Consider the following 23,404-nt stretch of genomic DNA (forward strand, 5'->3'; position numbering starts at 1 on the left):
CATGAACGAAGCCGCGAGCAGATCGGAACGCCTGACATGACGGCCTACATCCTGCAACGTCTGATTCAGAGCGTCCTGGTTCTGCTCGCGGTTTCCGTCGTGGTCTTCCTCGCCGTCTACGGCATCGGAGACCCGATCGAACTCCTCGTTCCGCCGCAGGTCAGCGCCGCCGAACGCACGGCGATGATCCAGCGCCTCGGACTCGATCTGCCCGTCTGGCAGCAATATCTCGGCTTCCTGGGCAAGGCCCTGAAAGGCGATCTCGGATTCTCCTTCGTCCACGGCGTTCCGGCGGTCGACCTGATCCTGGCGCGGCTGCCGGCCACGTTCGAACTCGTTCTCCTCGCCATGAGCCTTGCCGCCATCATCGGCATTCCGCTCGGTCTCCTGGCCGGCCTCAATCCCGAAAGCCGTCCGAGCCGCGCCATCATGGCCGGAACGATCCTCGGCTTCTCCCTCCCGAGCTTCTGGAAGGGCATGATGCTCATCCTGCTCTTCAGCGTGTTCCTCGGCTGGCTGCCGACGGCGGGACGCGGGGAGACGGTTTCCGTCTTCGGCATTCCGACGAGCCTGCTGACGCTCGACGGATTGAAGCATCTCGCCCTGCCCGCCCTGAACCTCGCCATCCCGAACATGGCCCTGATGATTCGCCTCGTGGCGGCGGGCACCACGGAGGCGATGACGCAGGACTACGTCAAGTATGCCCGCGCCAAGGGCGTGCGCCGCAAGCGCATCGTCGGACGGCACGTGCTGCGCAACATCCTGATCCCCGTCGTGACGGTCGCCGGCATGGAGTTCGGCAGTCTCGTGGCCTTCTCGACCATCACCGAGACCGTGTTCGCCTGGCCGGGCATGGGCAAGCTCCTCATCGACAGCATCTACCAGCTCGACCGCCCCGTCGTGGTCGCCTATGTGATGCTCGCAACGCTCCTTTTCGTCGCCGTGAACTTCCTCGTCGACATTCTCTACGCGGCGCTCGATCCCCGCGTGAAGCTGACGGGAGAAATGGCATGACCGCTTCGAGAATGGTGGCGGCCGGCGCCGACACGGCGCTGCGCCACAAGGTCCTGCGCCGGATCAGGAGCCGCCCGACGACGCGCGGCGCGGTCGTCCTGCTCGGGATCCTCCTGCTGCTCGCGCTGCTCGCGCCCTTCATCGCGCCGCAGAACCCGCACGACCTCGCGTCGCTGAGCGTGATGGACAACCGCCTGGAGCCCGGCGCGCAGGGCATGACCGGCATCACCTACTGGCTCGGCACCGACGCGCAGGGCCGCGACATGCTCAGCGCCATCCTGTACGGCCTGCGGACCAGCCTGCTGGTCGGTCTGGCATCCACCGCGGGGGCCCTCGCCATCGGGGTCATCGCCGGGCTCGTCGCGGCCCAGTTCGGCGGCGCCATCGACGCGGCGATCATGCGCGTCGTCGATTTCATGCTCGGATTCCCGTCGATCCTGATCGCCCTCGTGCTTCTCGCCTCCATCGGGCGCGGCGTCGACAAGGTGATCATCGCCATCATCCTGGTGCAATGGGCGCAATATGCCCGCCTGATGCGCGCGGCCGCCCTCGTCGAGCGGCGCAAGGAATATATCGAGGCTGCGGTCAATTTCGGCCTGCCGACGCGCCACATCATGCTGGCGCATCTCCTGCCGAACTCCATCAGTTCCGTTCTCGTCGTCTCGACGATCAGCATCGCGAATGCGATCACGCTGGAAGCCACGCTGTCGTTTCTCGGGGTCGGCGTTCCGGTGACGCAGCCCTCCCTCGGGCTCCTGATCGCCAACGGGTTCGAGTTCCTGCTCTCGGGCGAGTACTGGATCGCGGCCTTCCCGGGCATCGCCCTCGTGCTCCTGATCATGTCTCTCAACCTCGTGGGCGAGCGCCTGCGCCGCAGCTTCAACGTGAGGGGCCAATGACCTCCCCGCTGCTCGACGTTCGCGGCCTGCGAACCGTCTTCCACGACCTCGCCGGTGCGTGGCCCGCCGTCGACGGCGTCGATCTTGTCGTGCAGCCCGGTGAGATCGTCGGCCTCGTCGGCGAGTCCGGCTCCGGAAAATCCGTGACCGGCTTCTCCCTGGTCCAGCTCATCGACGCGCCCGGCGAGATCGTCGACGGCGACGTCCTGTTCAAGGGCGAAGACCTGCGGCGCGCGACCGAGGAGCGCCTGCGCCGGCTGCGCGGCGACCGCATCGCGATGATCTTCCAGGATCCGCTGATGACGCTCAACCCGGTCCTCACCATCGGCGAGCAGATGTGCGAGGCCATCCAGGAACACCGCTCCTGCAGCCCGCAGGAGGCCCTTGAGGAGGCATCGCGGGCTTTGTCACGGGTCGGCATCTCGTCTCCGCAAACGCGCCTGAAGCAGTATCCGCACGAATTCTCCGGCGGCATGCGCCAGCGCGTCGCCATCGCGACGGCCCTTCTCAACAAGCCCGACCTGATCATCGCCGACGAGCCGACGACGGCACTCGACGTGACGATCCAGAGCCAGATCCTGTTCGAGGTCCAGAAGCTCAGCCGGGAGACCGGCACGGCGGTGCTCTGGATCACGCACGACCTCGCCGTCGTCGCCGAGCTCGCCGACCGGGTCGCCGTCATGTATGCCGGGCGGATCGTCGAGACGGGAACCGTCGACGACGTTCTCGATCGCCCCCGCCATCCCTACACGCTTGGCCTGCTCGGCTCCTCGGCCGCGACGGTCGCTCCCGGCGAGCGCCTGCGGCAGATCAACGGCGCGGCCCCCAGCATCGATGCGCGCCCGAGCGGATGCCCGTTCCGTCCGCGATGCGAGCGCGCCCTGCCCGTCTGCGCGCAGATCGATCCTCCGCCGCAGGTCATGAGCAACGGGCAGAGCTATCGCTGCCACAACCCCGTGCCCGAAGGCTCCGCCCCATGACCGAACCCTTCTTCGAGCTGCGCGGCGTCAAGAAGTACTTCCGCGGCAAGTCGACCTTCGCGCAGCGCCTTCTCGCGACAATCGGGAGCGCGCCACCACCACCCGTGCTGAAGGCGGTCGACGGTGTCGATCTCACCGTGAAGCGCGGCGAGGTTCTCGGCCTCGTCGGCGAATCCGGTTGCGGCAAGTCCACGCTGGCACGGGCCGCGACCGGGATCACCAAGCCCAGCGCCGGAGACATCGTTTACGAGGGACGGCGCGTTGCCGAACTGCGCGGCAAGGACCGGCTGGATTATCTCCTCAAGGTCCAGATGGTGTTCCAGGACCCCTATGCCTCGCTCGATCCGCGCATGCAGGTGCGCACCATCGTGGGAGAGGCCCTGCGGGTGCATGGGCTGCTGCCGAAGAGCGAGATCGACGCGGCGGTCGACAGGGCCTTGACCGAAGTCGGCCTCGATGTCGCCTACCGCAACCGCTATCCGCACCAGTTCTCCGGAGGACAGCGCCAGCGCATCGGCATCGCCCGCGCGCTGGCGGTGAAGCCCGACTTCCTGGTCTGCGACGAGCCCGTCTCCGCGCTGGACGTCTCGATCCAGGCGCAGGTCATCAACCTGTTCATGGACATCCGCGAGAAGCACGGCCTGACCTATCTCTTCGTCAGCCACGACCTCGGAGTGGTCCGGCACATCAGCGACCGCGTGGCGATCATGTATCTCGGGCGCATCGTGGAGATCGGCCCGGCCTCCGCGGTCTTCGCCGAACCGGCCCATCCCTACAGCGCGGCCCTCATCGCGGCGAGCCCCTCCACGGAACGGCGCAAGCGCGCGTTCCAGCCGCTCAAGGGCGAGCTGCCCTCCCCTCTGGCGCCGCCCGGCGGCTGCCCGTTCCACCCGCGCTGCGAGCACGCGATGGCGAAATGCCGTGACGTTCGCCCTGCCTTGAAAGAGATCGCTCCAGGACGCAGCGCAGCCTGCCATCTGCACAATTCGGACAACACATGACGACAATCACGCTTAGCCCCGAGATCGGCCGCAGCACGCTCCCCTTCGTCGACCCGCACCACCCCGACCGGCCGATTGAGGTGAACGTCTATCGCCCGGCCGATCACGGCCCTGACGATCCGGTCGTCATCGTCCAGCACGGCATGCTTCGCAACGGCGACGAGTATCGGGACTTCTGGATTCCCGCCGCCGAGAAGCACCGCATCCTGATTGCCGCGCCGACCTTCTCCGACGCGCATTTTCCAGGCGCGGAATCGTACAACAACGGCCTGGTGGTCGAGGACGGCGGAAGCATCCGCCCCATCGCCAAGTGGCTCTACGCGGTCCCGGCCCGCGTCTTCGCGGCCCTGCAGAAAGGCGGCGCGACGCGCCGCCCGAAGGCACGTCTTTTCGGACACTCCGCCGGGGGGCAGTTCGCGCACCGGATGCTCGCGACCCAGGATCACGGGTCCTTCGAGGCCGTCATCGCGGGCAATCCGGGCTGGTACACCTTGCCGACCCTGGAACGCAGCTTCCCCGAGGGGCTCGGCGGCCTCGGCCTCGATGAAGCCGCCATTGCGCGCTGGCTCGCCTATCCCATGCACGTCTTCGCGGGCGATCAGGATATCAGCACCGACGACCCGAACCTGCCGGCCCAGGCGGAAGCCCTGCGGCAGGGACCGCATCGCTATGGGCGCGCGCAGTTCGTCTACGATTTCGCTCGACGCGAAGCCGAGCGCCTTGGCCTTCCCTTCCATTGGAAGCTGATCCGCGTCGAAGGCGTGGGCCATGACGGGGCCGCCATGTCGCGCGCGGCGGCCGCCTATTGGTTCGAGGGGCGCATTCCTCCGGCCGAAGAACTGATCACGGCCGATGCAGGCGCTTTGTAAAGCGGCACCGCTTCTGTAAGCGCCCACAACCGACTCTGGAGCAAGACATGAACGTCCGAAACGAGATCTGGCAGCATGTGGATGCTGCGAAGAGCCGCCTCATCGACTTGAGCGATCGCATCTGGGGGATGCCGGAGGTCTGCTATACGGAAGTGCGCTCATCCGCCGAGCACGCCGCGGAACTGCGCCACCAGGGCTTTCGCGTCACCGAGGGTGTCGCCGGCATTCCGACGGCCGTCATCGGCGAAGCCGGTGAAGACGGCCCGGTCATTGCCTTCCTGGGCGAGTACGACGCCCTTCCGGGGCTCAGCCAGGAATCCGGTGTCGCGGAGCATCGCCCCATCGAGTCCGGCGGCCACGGGCATGGATGCGGGCACAACCTCCTCGGCTCGGGCGCCATGCTGGCTGCCATCGCCTTGAAGAACTGGCTCGCGGAGAAAGGCATTCCGGGCCGCGTCCGTTACTATGGCTGCCCGGCCGAGGAAGGTGGCGCGGCCAAGGCCTTCATGGTGCGTGCCGGCGCCTTCGACGATGTCGATATCGCGATCTCATGGCATCCCTACAGCTTCTGGGAGGTCGCGCCGGCCCTGTCGCTGGCCAATACGCGCGCTGATTTCGCCTTCACGGGCCGCGCGGCTCACGCGGCCGCCTCGCCCCATCTAGGACGCAGCGCGCTCGATGCCGTCGAACTGATGAATGTGGGCGTGAACTACATGCGCGAGCACATGCCGTCCGATGCGCGCGTGCATTACGCGCTGCTCGATACGGGCGGCATCGCGCCGAACGTGGTGCAGGCCTATGCCCGCGTGCGCTATTCGATCCGCGCCATGGACCTCCAGGGTATGCTCGACCTCGTCGAACGCGTGCACAAGATCGCCCAGGGTGCGGCTCTCATGACGGAGACCAGCGTCGAGATGCGCATCGTCAGCGCCGTCTCGAACACCATCGGAAACACGCCGCTGGAACAGGCCCTGCACAATGCCATGGAGGAACTCGGGGCACCGCCTTTCGACGATGCCGACCGCGACTTCGCGCGCAAGATCCGCGCGACGCTGTCGGACCAGGAGATCGCCTCCGTCTACCGCGCCATCGGGCAACCGAGAACCGATGCGCCTCTCGCGGATTTCCTGACGCCGCTCGACTCGCCGCGCAAGCCCATGATCGGCTCGACCGATATCGGCGACGTGAGCTGGGTGGTGCCCACCGTTCAGGCGCATGCGCCGACGGTCGCGATCGGCACGCCGTTCCATACATGGCAGGTCGTGGCCCAGGGCAAGATGCCGGCCGCGCACAAGGCGATGGTGCATGTCGCCAAGGCCATGGCCGCAACCGGCATGGCGGCGATCACTGATCCGTCCCTGATGGCCGCCGCCAAGGCCGATCTTGCGCAGAGGACACGGGAAACACCCTATGTGAGCCCGCTGCGCGAGGGCGTCGAGCCGCCCCTGGACATGTCGCGCAATTAGAGCTGCTTCCACTTACGTGGAACTAACTCTTGGCACTGCTGAGCTGCATTCCCGGCGAAACGGATCCGTCTCACCGGGAATGCGCGGCCGCCTGGCGATGGTCACTCGTCAGGCTTTTTTGCAGCCACCCATTGCTCCTCGAAGTTCGGAGCGAGAGACAGGCTCGCCGGTGGGACAGCTTTCGGCGGGGGGCTGTGAACAGCCGACACGAGGTAGTGCAGCGCGGCCTTGAGACCCGCATTCGTGTAAGGCTTCGCAATGACCCCGATCGCGCCGGAGAAGTCGTCCGGGATGCGCTTCACATTGGCGGTCATGAACACCACGGCCGTGCCCGTATTTTGCGTGATGAAGCGGCCAAGCTCGACCCCGACCGGACCGTCGGTGAGATGGATATCGACGAGCGCGAGGTCGGCGTGGACCTCCTTGGAAACGTCTACGGCCTCGGGGTACGATGTGGCCGTGCCCACCACCTGATGGCCCTCGCCTTCAAGGAACATCTCAAGCTCCATCAGGAGCAACGCCTCGTCTTCGACGATCATGATGCGGAGGGGGCGATCGATGCTCATTCTGCCCGCGTGAGCTCCTCAATGGCGCAGGCCGAAGGCCTGCAGGCTGGTTCCGGCGCCGAGCGGCACGGTTCACCGAGGGAAAAGTGGCACGACTCTATCAGTTCCATCCGGTGCGGGTTACTTCTGCTTGTCATGCGGATCCGGCTTCTTCAGGTTCGGGGGAGACGCGGGGGATGGTCCCTTGAAGAGGAAGTCCTGCCGAGCCTGCAGAATACTTTCGGCCCTCGACACGACATCGTCCACGCGCTTGGCAAATCCATGCATCGGAAGCTTCAACATCGCTTTGCTCCTGTCTAAACGGCCTTAGCCCCCGCAAGCCCGGTCACCGCCCCGAAAGGCCGGTCAGTGATCGACTCGAATCCGCTCTCCTGCCCTGGCGATCAGCTCTACGGCCGCGGCGAGCTCGTCCTCGTCGAACTCGGAGCAACCGCGGCTGGCGACAACGGAACGGCTGGCGTGAGAATAGATTTCCAGCCAGAAAGACGGCATCCCGACAAGGCAGGTTTCCGACGGCGCCTCGGTCAGTCGCGCCTCCATGGCACCGGCCCGGATCACGGTCACGGTGCGCGATCCGTTTCGTTCGTTCGATGTGCCCGCAAGCCGGAAATACGCGCGGATGATCCCCTGCTCAATCTCGTCGGCGTCGGTCCTGGTCCAGCGTATCGCCGCCGGTGCGGGATAGGGCTGACCTCCATTCCGGCCGCTCATGCGATGAAATTCTGGTGCCCGCAGGACTTTCAGTTTTTGTCGCATCCTTCGCCGCCTCTTTGAGGATCGCTTGGTCGATCCGTGCCGACGCGGTTCGCCAGGCATGAAACACGCGACGGCAGATCCGACCCAAACCCATTCCCTGCACTGCCATCCTGTCTTCGCCTGCACGCACCTTCAGCAAACAGCGCCTGACGCCGAATTGAAATCGGGTCATGACCCGAGGGAGGGCCAGGATTGACCGGAGGAACGATGGGGACGATCAGGGCTCGATGAGCTTGTTGCGCACGGCATAAAGGGCGAGTTCCACGCCCGAACGCAGGTTCAGCTTGCGCATCGCGGCGGTTCTGTGGGTCTCGACCGTCTTGATGCTCACGGCCCAGCGATCCGCAATGGCCTTGTTGGTCTGCCCCTCGGCCACGAGTTGGATCACCTCGCGCTCGCGCGGGCTCAGCGTGTCCGATGCCGTGACCTTGCCGCAGCTGAGGAAGTCGTCGAGCAGGGTCTCGGCAACCTGCGGCGAGAAATACGGCTTCTTGCGCGACAGGGCCCTGACCGCACTGACGACCTCGTCGTCGTCCTCGGTCTTCAGCACGTATCCTCTGGCGCCCGCCTTCAGGACGTCCCGAATGACGGCCTCGTTGTTGTGCATCGTGTAGACCAGCACCTCGGTCTCCGGGCTCGCCAGGCGGATCTGCCGGGTGGCCTCGAGGCCGTTGAGAACCGGCAGGGAAAAGTCGAGGATGGCCACGTCCGGACGCTGCTCGACGGCAAGCTCGACCGCAGTCTGGCCGTTGTCGGCCCCGCCGCAGACCTCCCAGCCGGACTGCGCCTGCACCAGCGCCTGCAGGCCCCGGCGCACGATCGCATGGTCGTCGGCGATCAGGATCTTGATGCTCATGGTCGCTCCCCGGTGACGGATGATCATACCGGGCTGGGATGCCTTGTGGATCGGGTCTTCACCTGAGAGATCAATCAGGTTTTGCCTGAGCACCGCTTCGGGATGCGCCTGGCGGGCGATCCGCTTCGGCGACATGAGAAGCTACGACAGGTTTGATCTCTCCTCGTTCACCGGAAATCGTCGGGAACACGAGACGGATGCGCGTTCCGTGCCCCTCCTCGCTCTCCAGCCGCACCTCGCCGGCACTCTGCTGGGCGAAGCCCAGCACTTGGCTGAGGCCGAGACCGCTGCCCTGTCCCGGCCCCTTTGTGGTGAAGAACGGATCGAAGGCCTGTTCCAGCACCGTACGGGACATGCCGATGCCTGAATCGATCACGGAAATCCGAACCCATGTCTGCTCCGGATGGGAGGACCGGCGCAGTCCCGCCCGCGATCGGGGCGACGCGATCATGGCGGTCTCGACCGTGATCGTGCCGCCATAGGGCATCGCGTCGCGGGCATTGAGAACGAGATTCAGCAAGGCGGCTTCGAACTGCACCGGATCGAGGAGACAGACAGCGCCGTCGGCGTTCAACCTGAGCTCCACCGCCGCACGCGGACCTGCGGCTTGGTTCAAGATAGTCGCGAAGCCTGCGATCCGCTCGTCGATCCTCGTCGCCCGCTCCTTGAGCTCCTGGCGGCGCGCGAAGGCCAGGAGCCGTTCGGTCATGTCCTTTGCGCCTTTGAGGAAACGTTCCGTGTCGTCGATCAAGGCACGGGCCTCGGGGTCGTCCTTCACCGAAGGCTTGAGGAGCGCGCAGGTGGATTGCACGATGCGGATCGTGTTGCCGAAATCGTGCGCGATGCCCCCGGCAATGTGCCCGAGGGCCTCCAGGCGCTGGGCGCGACCGAGCCGCTCCTGCTCGGCCCGCTTGCGCTCGCGGCCCCTGCGGACGAGCAGCGACAGGACGCCGACCAGTCCCAGGAGCACCGCCACCGTGGCGACGACGACGGTGGCATACTCGTACCAGGGCTGATAGACGGAGGAGCTGGCCAATCCCACGAGAACGAGCGCCGGAACGTCACCGAGAGACTTGTACCCGACGACCCGCGAGATGCCGTCGACGGGACTGACGGACCAGTAAACGCCGTGGGGATGCTCGACCAGATGGCGGAAGGCCGCGGAGGCTGTCATGAACGATTTGCCGATCGCCTGCTCGGACGCAGGACTGCGAGCCAGCATGGTGCCGTCGCGGAGCAGGAGAGCGATGAAACCGTCCCGTCCGACCGCCAAGCCGCGAAAGAAGCTTTCGAATTGGAAAGGATCGACAACGGCCACCACCACGCCGCCGAAGCTGCCATCCGGACGATCGATCCGGCGGCTGATGCTGATGACCCACGTATTATCCGCACGGCTCTGGATGGGATGTCCGATGTCGAGGCCCAGTTCGGGGTCCTTCTGGTGGATCTTGAAGTAGTTCCGGTCGGCGACGTTCACCCGCGGCGTCTTGGGATAGCCCGTGTCATGAATGAGGAACCCATCAGGTCCGACGACGATCAAGCCGCGAACGTACGGCAGAGCCTTCACGCGCCCTTTCAGGTCGGCTTGGAAATGGGGATCGTTGGGCGGAAGATCCGGCTTGGCCGCCAGGGTCTCGCGGATTCCGAGAAGGGTGAAATCGATCGCCTGGAAGGTCCGTTGCGACTGTTCCGCGAGAACGTGGACGAGGTTGCCGGCGATTTCCTCGCCCCGCCGGGTCGCGTCCTGGTAGCCGCGCCACAGGACGAAGGCGCTCAGGATCACGATCCCCGCAACGAGAACGAGAGCGGGCGCCAGAGCGGTGACGAGAGGGGACGATTTGAGCCTCACACCGATATTTCTCCCACTCCGGGAACCGAGTGCACGCCTCTTCGATATAGTTCCGACGGCGCAATCATCTACCGGACGCAGACGCATGAAAAGGGTCGGCGCTTCCAAGGCGTTCTAAAGTCTGAGAGCGTTCGGTCTAGCTTCTGTCCGTCAGGCACGCATAAGCGTTAAGGTTCACGTCCCCATAATCCGGACTGACGGGCACCTGCGGATCCGGCCCTTTCACATTGAAACTGATTCTATGACCCTCGACGCCCGTACGCTGGCACTCGTCTACATCCTGCTCTCGGCCCTGCTGAGCATCCTGCTCCTCTTCGCCTGGGCTCACAACCGGCGGATCCGCGCGCTGGCGTGGTGGAGCGCCGCGTTCGGCATGGTGCCCGTCGGCATCGGCATGGCCAACCTCGGCCGGACGCCGCCGAGCCTGCCCGTCCTGCTGATCGCCAATATGATGGTCGCCGGCGCCTATGCGGCCTTGTATGCCGGATGCCGCGCCTTCAATGATCGGCCCAGCAGGCTCCCGGCCCTTCTGGCAGGGCCCGCTCTTTGGGCAGCGGCGTTCCCGTTCCTCAGCGAAAGCCCCGGTGCGAGATTGGCCCTTCTGTCGCTGATCTCGAGCGTCTATGCCGCAATGGCGGCCTGGGAGTTGTGGAAGCATTCCGGCCTGCGTCTGACGGCGCGGCGCGCCGCGATCCTCTTGCTGCTGGCGCTCGCGGCGTTCAACGGCATTCGGCTCACCCTGGGCCTGTCGCTGAGGCTGATCTTCTGGGCCGACGCCTTCGCCAGCCGATGGTCCGGGGAAATGGCGCTGTTCCTGGCGATCTACACCCCCACCCTCGCGTTCGTGCTGCTCGCCATGGCCAAGGAACGGACGGAGTTGGCCCTTCGGGAAAGCGAGGAGCATTACCGGTATTCGGTGGAGCTCAGTCCACAGATCCCCTGGATCGCCGACCCTCAGGGCAACCTCCTCGATGTTCCGCCGCGCTGGGAGGCTCTCACCGGATTGCCGGTGAAAGAGTCGCGGGGAACCGGGTGGACGCAAGCCATGCATCCTGACGATCTGCCTCTGATCGTCGGTCGCTGGTCGCACTCCCTTTCGACCGGGAAGCCCTTCAATGCCGAGTTCCGGGTGCGCCTGGCCGACGGCAGCTACCGCTGGTGTCGCGGGCGCGCCGCCGCCCGTCGGACGGCGAGCGGAACCGTCATTCGATGGTACGGCAACATCGAGGACATCCATGATCGCATGCTCGCGCAGGAGCAGCTGCGTTGGGCAGCCTACCACGACGATCTCACCGGGCTCCCCAACCGGCGGCGCTTTCAGCAGAGGCTCCAGGAGGCCATCGACCGGACTGCCGAGGGTTCATCCATGGTCGGCCTTTTGGTGATAGACCTCGATAACCTCAAGCTGGTCAACGATCGCTTCGGCCATGCGGCCGGCGATGCCCTGCTGAAGGAATTCGCCAAGCGGCTGCGCAGCCTCGCCGGCGGCCCGGAGAGCATCGCCCGCCTGGGCGGCGACGAGTTCGCCCTGATCCTCCCGGCCGTGTCGGGCGAGGCCGAGGCCCTGGAGGCCGCCAGGACCGTGCTCTCTCGCATGCAGCACCCTGTGCCCGGCGATGACGCGGGGCTCGACTGCCGAGGCAGCATCGGCATCGCGCTTGCCGTCGACCCCGGCACGAAGGCGGAAACCTTGCAAAAGCATGCGGACCTGGCGCTCTACCGCGCCAAGGCGAGCGGTCGGGGAGCCTTCCGCTTGTTCCAGCCCTCGATGCGGGACGAAGCGGAAAGGACGGCCTCCGCCCTGGAGCTCGCCGGGATGGCTTTGGCCGAGGACTGGATCGTGCCCTTCTACCAGCCCAAGGTCGCCCTGGGGACGAACGGACGGGGCGGCTTCGAGGCGCTGCTGCGCTGGCATCATCCGCGCCTCGGCCTTCAGACGCCCGACACGATCTGGCCTGCCTTCGACGACACGGAACTCGGGAGCGCCATCGGCGAGCGCATGCGCAGGCGCGTCTTTCGCGACATGCGCCGCTGGCTCGATGCGGGCCTTCCCCTTGGCCGGGTCGCGATCAACATCTCGGCAGCCGAGTTCCGTCACGACGATTACGCCGAGCGGATCCTGGCGGAGCTGCACCAGTCCGGCGTGCCCACGCATTGCCTCGAAGTAGAAGTGACAGAGACCGTGTTTCTCGGCCGCCATGCCGACAATGTGGAGCGGGCGCTGCGAATGCTCAGTGAGGCTGGCGTGACGATCGCACTCGACGATTTCGGCACCGGCTACGCCTCACTGACCCATCTCAAGCGCTTCCCTGTCGATGCCATCAAGATCGACCGCTCATTCGTTCGCGACATCGAGACGGATTCCGGCGATGCGGCAATCGTACGGGCTCTGCTGAGCCTGGGCCAGAGTCTCAACATCGTGGTTGTGGCCGAAGGCGTCGAAACAGCCGCTCAGGCAGCTTTTCTGGAAGCTCACGGCTGCAACTTGGCACAAGGCCACTTCTTCGGACGCCCGATGCCCGCAGAGCATGTGCCGGCAGCGATTGCGGCAGGGTTCGACCAGCGCGACGCGCTGGCCGGCTTTCAGGCGCCGCCGACCTGATCGGATCGGCGGCCAGAACGCTACAAGCTTCTCCCGCTGATCATGGCAACGAGCCCTTCCGCAGCCGCCATTGCCCCGTCGCTGCGGATCGTCGTCGCGATGGCGGCCGCACGCTCGCGTGTCCGCGCATCCAACGCCGTCCCGAGCGGGGCCAGGAGCGTCTCGGTTGTCGGCATCGGGCCGTCATGCGCCGCGCCGATGCCCAATGCGGCGACACGGCTGGCCCAATAGGGCTGGTCGGCTCCCTGAGGCACCAACACCTGAGGCGCACCGGCGCATGCGGCCGCCGTGGTCGTTCCAGCGCCGCCATGATGCACGACGGCCGCGACCCGGGCGAACAGCGCCTGATGGTTGACATCGCCGACAGCGAAGCAGTCGCCCCGATCGTCGATGGGTGCGAGATCGGCCCAACCCTTTGCGAGGACCACGCGGCGACCGTGCATGCGGATGGCCTCGATAGCGGCGCGGGCGGGATCATCTGCGGCATGCATGGCCATGCTGCCGAAGCCGACATAAACCGGGGGAGCGCCCTCATTGAGGAAATCCTCCAGCCCGTCCGGAAGCGGACGCATGTCCGGCAGGATCCAGGCACCGCTCTGGACGACGTCGAGAAGGTCGGTCGGAAGCCATGGGCTGAGGATCGGGTCCGATGCCAGCCACGGACAGGGCGTGAGGACATGGTCGCGAATATTCGCGTACGTTGGCAGGCCGACCGAAGCGCGTTGCGTGTTCACCGCCGCGCCGAAGAGCGCGTCCATGGCCTGGACGTTGAACTCCCACAGCGCCAGGGTGCCGGTTATTGCCGCCGGATGCGGCCAGCCCGGATACTCCATGGGCGGATGGTGAGGTGACGGCAGGATGATCGGATAAAAGACCGCACAGATGAAGCGCAGACCGAGCTTTTCGGCCACGGCCTGCGCGGCCGCTACGGACGGGAACAGGCCGGTTGCGACGATGACATCGCAGCCTTCGGCCGCTTCCGCGATCGCATCGAACTGGGCTCGAACCATCTTGGCCGCGAGCTGGGGCAGGCTTAAGCCTGACTGTCTCGCCGTGGCTATCCAGCGGCGCACCGGCATGAAGGCCGGCGCCAGCGGCAGGCCCGCCCGATCCAGCAGCTCCGCGAATTCCGCATCGGATGGAGCGCAGACCAGCGCCTCCGCTCCGAGTTCCCGCAACGCCAGACCCAATCCCGCCAGCGGCTGAACGTCTCCGCGCGACCCATAGGTCGACAATAGCACACGCATCTTCACGGCTCCCTCAGGTTCGAATCGAGGGAAGTGTTTATGGGATATGACCGGGGACTTGCCGCAAGCCGGGGGGACGCTACAAAACACCTATGGAGGGGAGCTGTCGCGCTCCCATTCTCTCGAGGGCGCGAACGAAGGATCGCCACCGGGCGTTTCAAGGCCTCGCCCGAACCAGGCTCCCCAACTCTCCGTCGAGCGCCCTCAGGACGTCCAAGGCAGCCGCAAAATCGGATCGCCCAAGCGCCTCCCAAACCGTGTCGATCCGTTCCGCCAATCCATCGATGGTGTCCGGGAATCCGGCGGCCTCAATCAACGCTCCCTTCTCGTTGATCAGGTAGCGCCGGTTGAGCGCGAACAGCACCTGCCCGACACAGCCCAAGGCGCGATAGCAACACCCGGCGATATATGTCCGGTCGCGCCGCGGAAGCGCGAGCTGCGCGTTCTCGATGCTGAACGAAACCTCCCACAGGAAGGTCCGTATCAAGGCGGAGCGGAGCTTGTCGGGATAAGGAGAGGCTGCGGCTTTCAGCGCGGCGATCATGCCCGCAGGGTCATGGAGCAACCGGCCCAGGGCGACCTCGCCCATCCAGATGGCCGAACAGAAGCCGTGAGGATGACCCGGCTGGTACGCCATCGAGATCCGCCCTTCGCGGCATTCGGCGATCACGGCGCGGACATCATCGACGCAGCGGTACAGCAGGTCGACTTTGTTTCCTTGGATCCGCAGCCATCCTCCGCCGACGATATTCGGACCCCATTCTCCGACAGGCGTGACGGCTGCCGAAGCCGGATCGTCGACTAGGTCCCGTACCGTGGCAAGCAAGTGCTCCGTGTCCAGTGCATTGGCGGAGCCGAAGTAAAGCCCGAGATCGTAGTCGGACGTCCCGATTGCCGTCCCCCTGGCCCGGGAACCGCCAAGCACGATTCCCACCACACCCGGCACCTCGGACAAGCGTGGAACGATGCTCAAAAGCAATGGTTCGAGGTGGGGCATCCCCTGTAGTCCCTCATCCAGAATAGATCTTACCTCTTAGATAAGGCCGCTGAGATCAAGTCTTGCGATGCTCTCTCGAACAATCGCGTAAGCCGGCAAGAGAGGCAGCTCGGGAGGCGAAGGCTCGCACCATGGCACGGGAAAGGCTCGAGGCGGAATGCCTTTCGATCAACCTGCTTCTCACTGTGAACCGCTTTGTTGAATCAGGCTCCTTTGAAGAGCGTCCCATTTATCGGTTCGAATGCGGATGTGCCGTCAGTTCCACGGAAGGGCAGAACGTACGGCTCCGAAGCCTTTATCGCGATGCGGCGTGGCGCCCGATCACGTAGCCGAACGTCAACGCTGGCCCGAGAGTGATGCCGGCACCCGGGTACGATCCGCTCATGATCGAGTTGATGTCGTTGCCGCAAGCGTACAGACCTTCGATAACTTGGCCATGGACATCCTTCACTTGGCCGTTGGCATTGACGTCCAGCCCCATCGTGGTGCCGATGTCGCCGGGGAAAATCTCAACCGCGTAAAGAACGCCTTCGAGCGGCTTCAGGCACTGGTTCGGCTTATGATCCGGGTCGCCGAGAGCGGTCTGGTACGGGGTCGATCCCTTGCCGAAATCAGGATCCATCCCTTGGGCGGCGAACCCGTTATAGCGGTCGATCGTTTCCTGAAGAGTTTCCGTGTCGATCCCGCAGACCCTGGCCAATTCCTCCACGCTCCGGCCGTGCTTGAGATAGCCCGATCTCAAGTAGGGGCCGATCCGTCCCGGGAAGCAGGGAACCGCTCCCAGCCCATAGCGGCGCAGGGCTGCGTGATCGCAGATCAGGAAGGCCGACTTCCTGTTCCCGTCCAGCAGCTTTTCCACCATCCCCTGCACGAAATCGTGGTAGCTGGCGGCCTCGTTGGTGAAGCGTCGACCATCATGGCCTACGGCGATGATGCCAGGCTTCGCGCGATCCATGAACAGGTGCGGGAAAGGTCGCTTCGAGCCATCAGGCTGCGGAATCAATGAGATCGGCGCCCAGGAAGCGGCATCCGAGTTCGTGGATACGAAGGCCGCGCCGACCGCCTCGGCGGCAGCGATCGCTCCTCCCGTGTTCGGCGAAGGTGCCATGCTGTAGTGAGGCAAGCCACGGCGAACATGCTCAAAGCTCTCGGAGCGGCGCTTGGCATCGTGGGGAAATCCGCCGCTGGCGAGGACGACGCCCTTCCTGGAGGTGACCGTCTTGTCGCCGTGTCTCGTGCGCAAGACCGCGCCTGTCACGCGGCCTGCCCCGTCCCGCTGGAGCGAGACGAGCTCGTGCTCGGTCAGAAGCGGTATCTTCAAGGCAAAGACCGTCTCGGCCAGTCGGCCCGCGACCGCCGCTCCCAAGCTCAACCGCGTATTGCGGCCGACGCTCACCCGGTCCTTGACATAGCGCAGAACCTGCTTTGTCGCATGCACGAAGGAAGGCCACTCGCGCGTCATGCGCACGAAATGGAAGAGGTCAGCACGGCCGAGCTGCATCCCGCCGAGGATTGTGAACTCTTTGATCGGAGGGCGCAGCCGGTTCAGGTTTTCTCCCAAGGCCCTTCCATCGTATTCCAGCGCATCCAGTACGCGCCCCCCGAGCGCAGCGCCTTTCTTGTCAGGGTGATAGTCCGGCGCATAAGGGCGATGTGTCATCTTCAACGCCGTCTTGGTGTTGAAGAAGTCGATGGCCGCAGGACCATTGTCGAGGAAGGCGTCGACGAGTTCCGCATTGAAGCGGTTTCCGGTTTCCAACTCGATATAGCGGCGCGCGGCCCTGCGATCGTCCTCCATACCGGCCGCTCGCATGATCGGATTGTCCGGGACCCAGATCGCGCCACCGGATACTGCCGTCGAGCCGCCGAAATACTCGGATTTCTCGACAATGACGGGTTTCAGGCCGGCATGAGCGGCGCTGATGGCCGCAGCTAGCCCCGCCGCGCCGGATCCGACAACCAGAAGGTCGCAGTCGGCTGGAAGCACTTCTTCAGTCGACATGCACGGGCTCCTGCCTGGGGAAGCGACCGATGGTCCAGCCGCCGTCGACGGCAAGAACCTGGCCCGTGACGAAGGATGCCTCGTCCGAGGCGAGGAACCGCACGGCCCGGGCGATGTCGAGCGGCGTGCCCGCCCGGACAAGCGGAGTCTGCTCGATCATGATCTGGCGGCGCCAGGGCTCCGACCGAATGCGCTCGGCGGTCAGCGGGGTTTCGACAAGGCCTGGAGCGACAGCGTTGACGCGGATACCGGACGGTCCGAAATCCGTAGCCATCTGGCGCGTCATGCCCACGACCGCAGCCTTCGACACCGAATAGGCTGCCGAGTTATAGGCCCCGACCAGGCCGAAGACCGAGGCCGTGTTCACAATCGCTCCACGGCCCGCACGGATCATCAGCGGCACTCCCCAGCGGGACAATGCAAAGGCGCCTTTGACGTTGATGTCGAAATAGCGCTGCAAGTCCTCATCCGTGGTCTCGACTGCGTGAGAACCACGGCCGATGCCAGCGTTGTTGACCAGAATGGAAAGCGTGAGGCCGTTCTTGGAGAGTTCGGCATCGATCTTGGCGCCGAGCTCCGGATCGGTAACGTCGCCTTGCAGAGCAATCACGCGTGGTCTGCGGGCTGAGAGCGCATCGATGCCGGCCACTTCGCGATCGACCGCAATGACGGTCGCGCCGGCAGCCAGGAGAGCCTCGGCGATGGCCTCGCCGATTCCTTGGCCCGCGCCCGTCACAACAGCGGTGCGGCCCTCGAGAGTTGTGATGTCGAAACTCATGACGGACGCCTCAGAATGCCGCAGTGCCGCCGACCGATCGGCCGCCGTCGACGATCAGGACCTGCCCGGTGACGAAATTGGCGCGCTTATCGGCGAAGAACGCAACCGCATGGGCGATGTCTTCCGGGATCCCCAGTTCGCCGGTGGGCTGCTGGTCGCGCAGCAAGTGGACATCCGGGCGAGACAGTAGCATGTCCGTCTGGATGACGCCCGGTGCCACGGCATTCACCGTGATCTGCCTGTCGCCCAACTCGAGCGCCAATGCTTTCGTGAAGCCGGCTACAGCGGCCTTCGACGAAACATAATGTGCATAGTTGCGCGCGCCGAATGCCGCGCGTGAGCAAAGGTTGATGATCCGGCCCCATCTCGGCAACCTGCGCGCTGCCTGCTGGCAAAGATGGAACATGCCGACCAGGTTGACTTCGTACATCCTGCGGAAGTCGTCGGCCGTCAGCTCATCGAAGGCCTTCACATTGAAGATGCCGGCATTGTTCACCAGAACCTGAAGGTTATCAGCACCGTCGATCAACGCCTGTGTGGCGCTCGGATCGGTGATATCGAGAATTTCGGCGCGCGCTTCGAAACCACGGGACAGGATCTGGCCCACGGTCTCAACCGCGGGTCCTTCGGCGCGGTCGGCTACGATCACGGAGAAACCGTCTTCCGCCAGACGATGCGCGATGGCGCGGCCGATTCCGGACCCGGCACCAGTGACAATGGCAGCTTGAAGACTGCGTTCCGACATATTCTCTTCCTCGGATTTCATCTTGCCGTCGGGGAGCGGCGATCGCGATCGCCGCTCCAGGCTCAGGGTCTAGAGGCCGAAGCTCTTCTCGTCGACCTTTGAAAAGATCTCATCGGCGACGAGCTTGGCGACGGCATCCTCGTTGTTGGCGTCGATTCCTTCCAGGAGCTTGGTCCACTTGGCCTGGAGGTCGAGAAACTGTTTCGCGACATCGGTCGGATCCTGCACGCGGCGCTCCTTGGCGGTGCGGCCGGGATAAGTGTCGACCACGTTGGCGCGAAATTTGGCCAGGGCCTCTACCAGAGACGCATCGGGTTCGTTGATCTTCAGTCCGCGCTCCTGCGAGCCCTTCAGTGCCTTGCTGACGGCCTGCGAATAGGCGATCTGCACGCGAGCGACGCTGCGGGCAGTGACATCGAGCAACTTGCGGCGGTTCTCGGGGCCGATGTTGGACCAGAAGTCCTTGTTATAGACATAGGTAACCCCGAGCGAAGTCCCCTGCTCGAGCATGGTGATTGTCTTGACCACCTCCCAGAGCTTGAGGCCCGTTTCGAGGCTGGTCGGGTCGGTCAGCGTGCAGTCGATCGAACCACGCTCGAGGCCGGAATAGACGTCTGCGGCCGTGACGGCCACCGGGATGGCGCCGAGAGAAGCGACCCATTCGTTCTGAGCGGTGCCGGCCGTGCGAATCTTGAGGCCCTTGACGGCATTCAGATCACGCACGTCGCGCATGCACAACATCAGGTAGGTCGGCGTGGAGTATCCAGCCAGGGCGACCGTGCCGTGCTTGGCGAACTCGTCCTTTATCCTTTTGTTCGTGAGGACGGTCTCCGTCAGAGCGAAGGCGGTCGCCATGTCGTTCTTTGCCACGAAGGCAAGATCGTTGATCAGGCCCGAGAGCGGCAGCTCCGAAGGAGTGTAGGAAGTGGCGACGAGCCCGAGCTGAGCCACATTATCGCCAAGAGCGCCCAGCGTCGTCTGCGCCGGAACCAGCGAACCCGACGAGTAGAGCTCAAAATCGATCTTCCCGTTGGTGGCGGCTTTCACGTCAGCCAGAAAAGGCACGTAACCAACGCTCGTCAGGATGTGGCTCGGTGCCAGCCAAGTCGTCGCCTGATACTTATCGGCACGAGCCGCACCGGTCATCAGGGCCAGCGAAACGGCGGTTGCGGTCAGAATCTTTCTCATTGTCTCTCTCCCTAGAAAATTTCGTGCGGGCGGCGGGCGCATGGATCCCGTCGCGCCACGCGGTATTTTACTTCGCCATGAGTTCCGGCAGCGACAGGCTGAGAGCCGGGAAGGCGATCAGCGCCGCGAGCACGAACAGGTCGACGACGATGAACCAAGTGACACCACCGAAGATCTGATTGAGCGAAACGCGACCGCCCAGCGAAGATTTTATGACGAAGACGTTCATACCGACCGGCGGGCTGATCAATCCAATCGTCATCAGCTTGATGACCAGGATGCCGAACCAGGTGAGATCCACACTATGGCTGGACAGGACCGGCGCCAGGACCGGCATGGTGAGCAGCATGATGGAAACCTCCTCCATGAAAGTACCCATCAATGCAAGAATGACGCAGACGAGGATGATCATGGTCATCGTGTCGTAGCCGTCGAAGAAGCCCATTACCCAGGTCGGTATCGTGGCGAGCGCCACGAAGCGGGCAAACAGCGCCGCACCGAGCACGATCATGAAGATGGCCGAAGTTCCCGAAGCCGTATCGATCAGCGCACGGCGCAGCATGCGGTAGTTGAGGCGACCGCGCATGACCGCGACCGCGCAGGCCAGAAACGCCCCTACGGCCCCGGATTCCGTCGCGGTGAAGACGCCGGTGAAGATGCCTCCCATCACGATGAAGGTGATCACCGGCAAGGGCCAGGCGTCCCGCAGGAGAGCCCATTTCTCGGCCCTCGTCGTCTTGTCGACATAGCGCGGCGCGAGATCCGGATTGATCGTGCAGCGCACGGTGATCATCATGATGAACGCCGCCGCTGTGAGAACTCCAGGAACGAAGCCGGCCATGAAGAGCGTATTGATGGATGTATCGACCAGCAGGCAATAGATGATCATCAATACCGACGGCGGGATCAAGGCTGCCAGTGTTCCGGAAGCCGCGACGGAGCCTGTCGCGAGACCCGCATCATACTTGCTGTCCAGCATCTCAGGAACCGCTATGCGCGAGAAGGCGGCGGATGTCGCCACACTCGAGCCACTTGCAGCGCCGAAGAGCGCGGATGCGAAGACCGTCGAGGAGGCAAGACCGCCCGGAATCCGGGCGAGGAAGATCCGCGCCGCGCCGAACAGGCTACGTGTCAGGCCCGCCTCAACCGCCACGAACCCCATGAAGAGGAACATCGGGACGGCAGAGAGATTCCAGTCGCCGATGAGGTTGAACGGGATCGCTTTCGATATTCCGATCGCCGCGCTGAGGCCCATCATTGCCCAGATGCCGAAGAAGGCAGTAACGCCCATGGCGACGCCAATCGGTACGCGGATGCCAATCAGAGCAAGGATGGCGATAATACCGATCAAGCCGATTTCGAGACGTTCCATCCCAGCTTCCTTAGATTTCTACCGTCGAATTAGGATCTGCCTCGCGTCCGTGCTCTCCCCTGACCACACGCATCAACAGCACCACCACAGCAAGACAGAACCCGAACGGCAGCAGGAATTTCGCCGGCCATGTCGTGATGCGCCATATGCCGTCCACGGTCTCGTTGACCCTCCAGGCGCGGACAGCGAGGTCCCAGGAAAACCAAGCCAGCACGCTGTAATAGATTGCCGAAATGAGATCGGCCGTCACCAGCATGAGCTTCTGAGCACGCTCGGGAACCTTTTCGTAGATCACCTCCACGACGATCGAGCCACCCGCCGCCTCCACATAGGCAATCGGAAGGAAAACGGCGCCGATCATGTAATAGGCGGCGACGACTTCAGCCGTGCCGGGTAGAGGGGCGTTGAAGAGGTACTTGCCCAGCACGTCGATCATGACGTGGATCATCATCAGCAGGATCACGAGCCCCGCAACCCACGCCAACATTTGGGGCAATCTTTCGGCAAGCCTTACCATGGTTTCCTCCGTGGCGCTCATCCGCCCTATTGCATCCGGTAGCCGCCATTGACGTCGATCACAGAGCCCGTGATGTAGGACGCATCCTTGCTCATCAGGAAGGCAACGGCGCCAGCGACGTCTTCGGGACTGCCAACCCGCTGGAGAGGAATGTTTCCGGTGACGGAAGCATAGTTCTCGGGGTCCAGCGATTGATGCAGCATGGGCGCATCGATCAGGCCGGGAGCGACCGCATTGATTGTGATGCCCATAGGGGCAGCTTCACGGGCAGCGGCCTTGACGAGACCGAGAACGGCACTCTTGCTGGCGATATAGGCGGAACTCGAACGATACCCGCCGAGCTGCGCAGCGACCGATGAGAACGCCACGAAGCGCCCGCCTTCGACTGGCTCTCGCGTGCGAGCACGGAGATACTCGCGCAGGAGCAGGAAGGTGCCGGTGCTATTGACTCGTTGCGTCAGGTCCCACTCATCCAAGGAGATCTCGGTCAGCGGCGGGCGCTGCCCGCCATTCCTCAGCAGCAGGATGCCCGCCGCGGCCACCACGATGCCGATCTTTGCCTCGGAGGCCTCAACATCGTTGAAAAGCTTCTGGACCTTCGCTTCATCCGTCACGTCGAGGACGAGAGCCTTGTGTCCAGAGCCTGGCAGGGATGCCACGACCTCTGCGACGCCGGCCTCATTGGAATCAGTGGCGATGACAGGAATGCCATCATTGGCGAGCCGCTGCACGATGGCTCGGCCGATTCCGCCTGCAGCCCCGGTCACGAGGGCATAGATCGTCATGGGTTCTTCCTGAATATTTTCTTGCGATGCTAAGGTTTCGATAAATTGGATCCAAAGTTAGCGATTAACAACCATACTTTGGTCTCATTGGCTTAAATTGGATCCATTATAGGATCGGCGCCACTTGCGCTTGCCGACGTACGCGGTATTTTCGAAGCATGAGCACTTCGAGCACATTCCCCTCTTCTGAGATCACAAGCGCCGATCAAGTCGCGAAAACGATCCGCGAGAAGATCCTGGAGGGCGAGCTGGAGCCCGGGCGACGGCTCCAGCAGGATCATCTATCGGATATGCTCGGCGTTTCCCGGACGCCCCTTCGGACGGCGTTGGCCATGATCGCCCAGGAGGGGCTCATCGATTACGAGGCCAACCGAGGCTATCGCGTCCGGGCGTTTTCCATCTCCGAGGTGCGGGATGCCTTCGCCGTGCGCGCGCAACTGGAGGGTTTCGCCTGCCGCTGCGCAGCAGCGCGAAAAGTTTCGGACGCAGTCATCGCAAAATTCGAGTCTCTGGTGACCGAGGGCGACCGCCTTCTCTCCGGTGGAATGCTGGATCCCTCCCTGCTGCCCGCCTACCGACGCATGAATGTGGAATTCCATCAGCTGATCATATCCCTGGCCGGTAATTCCTGGATCGAAAGCTTCGTGCGGCAAACGCACAATGTCCCCCTGGTGTCCGACCGCATCATCCTCTGGGACAACTATGACATCATCTACCGCTCCCATGACGATCATCATCGGATTGCAAAGGCTATTGCTCAAGGAGAGGGCATCCGAGCCGAGAACCTGATGATCGAGCACGTTACATTCGCAGGAAATCTCTTGGCGGAGAGGCTCGAAATGGATCCACGGGGGGTCCTGACGTCGCAGAGCAAGCCATCGAACGGTTTATCAAAGTCTCGTAAGAACGGATAGT

22 protein-coding genes are annotated in these 23,404 nt (G+C 64.0%); 8 read left to right on the forward strand and 14 right to left on the reverse strand.

The window, feature by feature from the left end:
• The first annotated feature begins 36 nt into the window (after positions 1 to 36).
• The 6 genes from H0S73_RS00320 to H0S73_RS00345 are packed head-to-tail and all read left to right on the forward strand — an operon-like array spanning position 37 to position 6,229.
• Positions 37 to 1,014 (forward strand): ABC transporter permease, encoded by a 978-nt coding sequence (locus tag H0S73_RS00320; RefSeq protein ID WP_181050268.1) that lies wholly within the window; start codon positions 37 to 39, stop codon positions 1,012 to 1,014.
• Positions 1,011 to 1,913, forward strand: coding sequence for an ABC transporter permease (locus tag H0S73_RS00325; protein WP_181050269.1), 903 nt, complete (start codon positions 1,011 to 1,013; stop codon positions 1,911 to 1,913). The genes H0S73_RS00320 and H0S73_RS00325 overlap by 4 nt, the downstream gene beginning before the upstream one ends.
• Positions 1,910 to 2,893, forward strand: a complete 984-nt coding sequence (locus H0S73_RS00330) for an ABC transporter ATP-binding protein (RefSeq protein ID WP_181050270.1) — start codon at positions 1,910 to 1,912, stop codon at positions 2,891 to 2,893. The genes H0S73_RS00325 and H0S73_RS00330 overlap by 4 nt, the downstream gene beginning before the upstream one ends.
• Entirely contained in the window at positions 2,890 to 3,894 is a 1,005-nt protein-coding gene (locus H0S73_RS00335) for an ABC transporter ATP-binding protein (RefSeq protein ID WP_181050271.1), read from the forward strand. The genes H0S73_RS00330 and H0S73_RS00335 overlap by 4 nt, the downstream gene beginning before the upstream one ends.
• Positions 3,891 to 4,763 (forward strand): alpha/beta hydrolase family protein, encoded by an 873-nt coding sequence (locus H0S73_RS00340; protein ID WP_181050272.1) that lies wholly within the window; start codon positions 3,891 to 3,893, stop codon positions 4,761 to 4,763. The genes H0S73_RS00335 and H0S73_RS00340 overlap by 4 nt, the downstream gene beginning before the upstream one ends.
• A gap of 47 nt (positions 4,764 to 4,810) precedes the next feature.
• On the forward strand, positions 4,811 to 6,229 hold the full coding sequence (locus H0S73_RS00345) for a M20 family metallopeptidase (protein ID WP_181050273.1): 1,419 nt from the start codon (positions 4,811 to 4,813) through the stop codon (positions 6,227 to 6,229).
• Positions 6,230 to 6,330: 101 nt separating this feature from the next.
• Here the strand turns inward: H0S73_RS00345 and H0S73_RS00350 are convergent, their stop codons facing one another.
• From H0S73_RS00350 to H0S73_RS00370, 5 genes are all read right to left on the reverse strand, one after another.
• Complete coding sequence (locus H0S73_RS00350; protein WP_202049754.1) at positions 6,331 to 6,795, reverse strand: response regulator; 465 nt, start codon at positions 6,793 to 6,795, stop codon at positions 6,331 to 6,333.
• A 120-nt stretch (positions 6,796 to 6,915) separates the two neighbouring features.
• Positions 6,916 to 7,077: a hypothetical protein gene (locus tag H0S73_RS00355; RefSeq protein WP_181050274.1), complete on the reverse strand. Its 162-nt coding sequence runs from the start codon at positions 7,075 to 7,077 to the stop codon at positions 6,916 to 6,918.
• Between the two features lie 63 nt (positions 7,078 to 7,140).
• Positions 7,141 to 7,551, reverse strand: a complete 411-nt coding sequence (locus H0S73_RS00360) for a hypothetical protein (protein WP_181050275.1) — start codon at positions 7,549 to 7,551, stop codon at positions 7,141 to 7,143.
• Positions 7,552 to 7,768: 217 nt separating this feature from the next.
• Positions 7,769 to 8,407: a response regulator gene (locus H0S73_RS00365; RefSeq protein WP_181050276.1), complete on the reverse strand. Its 639-nt coding sequence runs from the start codon at positions 8,405 to 8,407 to the stop codon at positions 7,769 to 7,771.
• Between the two features lie 70 nt (positions 8,408 to 8,477).
• Positions 8,478 to 10,256: an ATP-binding protein gene (locus tag H0S73_RS00370; RefSeq protein WP_181050277.1), complete on the reverse strand. Its 1,779-nt coding sequence runs from the start codon at positions 10,254 to 10,256 to the stop codon at positions 8,478 to 8,480.
• 241 nt (positions 10,257 to 10,497) lie between these two features.
• Here H0S73_RS00370 and H0S73_RS00375 point away from each other — a divergent pair, with 241 nt between their 5' ends.
• The gene (locus H0S73_RS00375) at positions 10,498 to 12,858 is read left to right on the forward strand and encodes a putative bifunctional diguanylate cyclase/phosphodiesterase (protein ID WP_181050278.1); all 2,361 of its coding nucleotides are present in this window, start codon (positions 10,498 to 10,500) and stop codon (positions 12,856 to 12,858) included.
• Positions 12,859 to 12,878: 20 nt separating this feature from the next.
• Here the strand turns inward: H0S73_RS00375 and H0S73_RS00380 are convergent, their stop codons facing one another.
• The 9 genes from H0S73_RS00380 to H0S73_RS00420 form a co-directional block, all read right to left on the reverse strand.
• Complete coding sequence (locus H0S73_RS00380; protein ID WP_181050279.1) at positions 12,879 to 14,105, reverse strand: glycosyltransferase; 1,227 nt, start codon at positions 14,103 to 14,105, stop codon at positions 12,879 to 12,881.
• A 157-nt stretch (positions 14,106 to 14,262) separates the two neighbouring features.
• The gene (locus tag H0S73_RS00385) at positions 14,263 to 15,102 is read right to left on the reverse strand and encodes a nucleotidyltransferase domain-containing protein (protein ID WP_181050280.1); all 840 of its coding nucleotides are present in this window, start codon (positions 15,100 to 15,102) and stop codon (positions 14,263 to 14,265) included.
• A gap of 295 nt (positions 15,103 to 15,397) precedes the next feature.
• Positions 15,398 to 17,104, reverse strand: coding sequence for an FAD-dependent oxidoreductase (locus H0S73_RS00390; protein ID WP_181050281.1), 1,707 nt, complete (start codon positions 17,102 to 17,104; stop codon positions 15,398 to 15,400).
• Positions 17,094 to 17,882, reverse strand: coding sequence for an SDR family NAD(P)-dependent oxidoreductase (locus H0S73_RS00395; RefSeq protein WP_181050282.1), 789 nt, complete (start codon positions 17,880 to 17,882; stop codon positions 17,094 to 17,096). Before H0S73_RS00395 ends, H0S73_RS00390 begins: the two co-directional genes overlap by 11 nt.
• A gap of 10 nt (positions 17,883 to 17,892) precedes the next feature.
• Positions 17,893 to 18,648, reverse strand: a complete 756-nt coding sequence (locus H0S73_RS00400) for an SDR family NAD(P)-dependent oxidoreductase (RefSeq protein ID WP_246388668.1) — start codon at positions 18,646 to 18,648, stop codon at positions 17,893 to 17,895.
• Positions 18,649 to 18,696: 48 nt separating this feature from the next.
• A complete protein-coding gene (locus tag H0S73_RS00405; RefSeq protein WP_181050283.1) occupies positions 18,697 to 19,815 on the reverse strand; it encodes a C4-dicarboxylate TRAP transporter substrate-binding protein in 1,119 nt (372 codons plus the stop codon).
• Positions 19,816 to 19,882: 67 nt separating this feature from the next.
• Positions 19,883 to 21,187 (reverse strand): TRAP transporter large permease, encoded by a 1,305-nt coding sequence (locus H0S73_RS00410; RefSeq protein ID WP_181050284.1) that lies wholly within the window; start codon positions 21,185 to 21,187, stop codon positions 19,883 to 19,885.
• A 10-nt stretch (positions 21,188 to 21,197) separates the two neighbouring features.
• Entirely contained in the window at positions 21,198 to 21,725 is a 528-nt protein-coding gene (locus H0S73_RS00415) for a TRAP transporter small permease subunit (protein ID WP_246388672.1), read from the reverse strand.
• 5 nt (positions 21,726 to 21,730) lie between these two features.
• Positions 21,731 to 22,489: an SDR family NAD(P)-dependent oxidoreductase gene (locus H0S73_RS00420; RefSeq protein WP_181050285.1), complete on the reverse strand. Its 759-nt coding sequence runs from the start codon at positions 22,487 to 22,489 to the stop codon at positions 21,731 to 21,733.
• A 158-nt stretch (positions 22,490 to 22,647) separates the two neighbouring features.
• On the opposite strand from H0S73_RS00420, the gene H0S73_RS00425 reads away from it, so the two are divergent.
• Positions 22,648 to 23,403, forward strand: coding sequence for a GntR family transcriptional regulator (locus H0S73_RS00425; protein ID WP_181050286.1), 756 nt, complete (start codon positions 22,648 to 22,650; stop codon positions 23,401 to 23,403).
• Position 23,404 lies beyond the last annotated feature (1 nt).

This window comes from Microvirga mediterraneensis, assembly GCF_013520865.1.
Classification (GTDB): domain Bacteria; phylum Pseudomonadota; class Alphaproteobacteria; order Rhizobiales; family Beijerinckiaceae; genus Microvirga; species Microvirga mediterraneensis.

Excerpts from the sequence above, each read along its gene's own strand:
- H0S73_RS00390 (WP_181050281.1), bottom strand. The coding sequence starts at position 17,104 with ATGTCGACTGAAGAAGTGCTTCCAGCCGACTGCGACCTTCTGGTTGTC.
- H0S73_RS00355 (WP_181050274.1), bottom strand. The coding sequence starts at position 7,077 with ATGTTGAAGCTTCCGATGCATGGATTTGCCAAGCGCGTGGACGATGTC.
- H0S73_RS00360 (WP_181050275.1), bottom strand. The coding sequence starts at position 7,551 with ATGCGACAAAAACTGAAAGTCCTGCGGGCACCAGAATTTCATCGCATG.
- H0S73_RS00395 (WP_181050282.1), bottom strand. The coding sequence starts at position 17,882 with ATGAGTTTCGACATCACAACTCTCGAGGGCCGCACCGCTGTTGTGACG.
- H0S73_RS00335 (WP_181050271.1), top strand. The coding sequence starts at position 2,890 with ATGACCGAACCCTTCTTCGAGCTGCGCGGCGTCAAGAAGTACTTCCGC.
- H0S73_RS00325 (WP_181050269.1), top strand. The coding sequence starts at position 1,011 with ATGACCGCTTCGAGAATGGTGGCGGCCGGCGCCGACACGGCGCTGCGC.
- H0S73_RS00365 (WP_181050276.1), bottom strand. The coding sequence starts at position 8,407 with ATGAGCATCAAGATCCTGATCGCCGACGACCATGCGATCGTGCGCCGG.
- H0S73_RS00380 (WP_181050279.1), bottom strand. The coding sequence starts at position 14,105 with ATGCGTGTGCTATTGTCGACCTATGGGTCGCGCGGAGACGTTCAGCCG.
- H0S73_RS00350 (WP_202049754.1), bottom strand. The coding sequence starts at position 6,795 with ATGAGCATCGATCGCCCCCTCCGCATCATGATCGTCGAAGACGAGGCG.
- H0S73_RS00375 (WP_181050278.1), top strand. The coding sequence starts at position 10,498 with ATGACCCTCGACGCCCGTACGCTGGCACTCGTCTACATCCTGCTCTCG.
- H0S73_RS00400 (WP_246388668.1), bottom strand. The coding sequence starts at position 18,648 with ATGAAATCCGAGGAAGAGAATATGTCGGAACGCAGTCTTCAAGCTGCC.
- H0S73_RS00340 (WP_181050272.1), top strand. The coding sequence starts at position 3,891 with ATGACGACAATCACGCTTAGCCCCGAGATCGGCCGCAGCACGCTCCCC.
- H0S73_RS00415 (WP_246388672.1), bottom strand. The coding sequence starts at position 21,725 with ATGAGCGCCACGGAGGAAACCATGGTAAGGCTTGCCGAAAGATTGCCC.
- H0S73_RS00410 (WP_181050284.1), bottom strand. The coding sequence starts at position 21,187 with ATGGAACGTCTCGAAATCGGCTTGATCGGTATTATCGCCATCCTTGCT.
- H0S73_RS00425 (WP_181050286.1), top strand. The coding sequence starts at position 22,648 with ATGAGCACTTCGAGCACATTCCCCTCTTCTGAGATCACAAGCGCCGAT.
- H0S73_RS00385 (WP_181050280.1), bottom strand. The coding sequence starts at position 15,102 with ATGCCCCACCTCGAACCATTGCTTTTGAGCATCGTTCCACGCTTGTCC.
- H0S73_RS00345 (WP_181050273.1), top strand. The coding sequence starts at position 4,811 with ATGAACGTCCGAAACGAGATCTGGCAGCATGTGGATGCTGCGAAGAGC.
- H0S73_RS00330 (WP_181050270.1), top strand. The coding sequence starts at position 1,910 with ATGACCTCCCCGCTGCTCGACGTTCGCGGCCTGCGAACCGTCTTCCAC.
- H0S73_RS00320 (WP_181050268.1), top strand. The coding sequence starts at position 37 with ATGACGGCCTACATCCTGCAACGTCTGATTCAGAGCGTCCTGGTTCTG.
- H0S73_RS00405 (WP_181050283.1), bottom strand. The coding sequence starts at position 19,815 with ATGAGAAAGATTCTGACCGCAACCGCCGTTTCGCTGGCCCTGATGACC.
- H0S73_RS00420 (WP_181050285.1), bottom strand. The coding sequence starts at position 22,489 with ATGACGATCTATGCCCTCGTGACCGGGGCTGCAGGCGGAATCGGCCGA.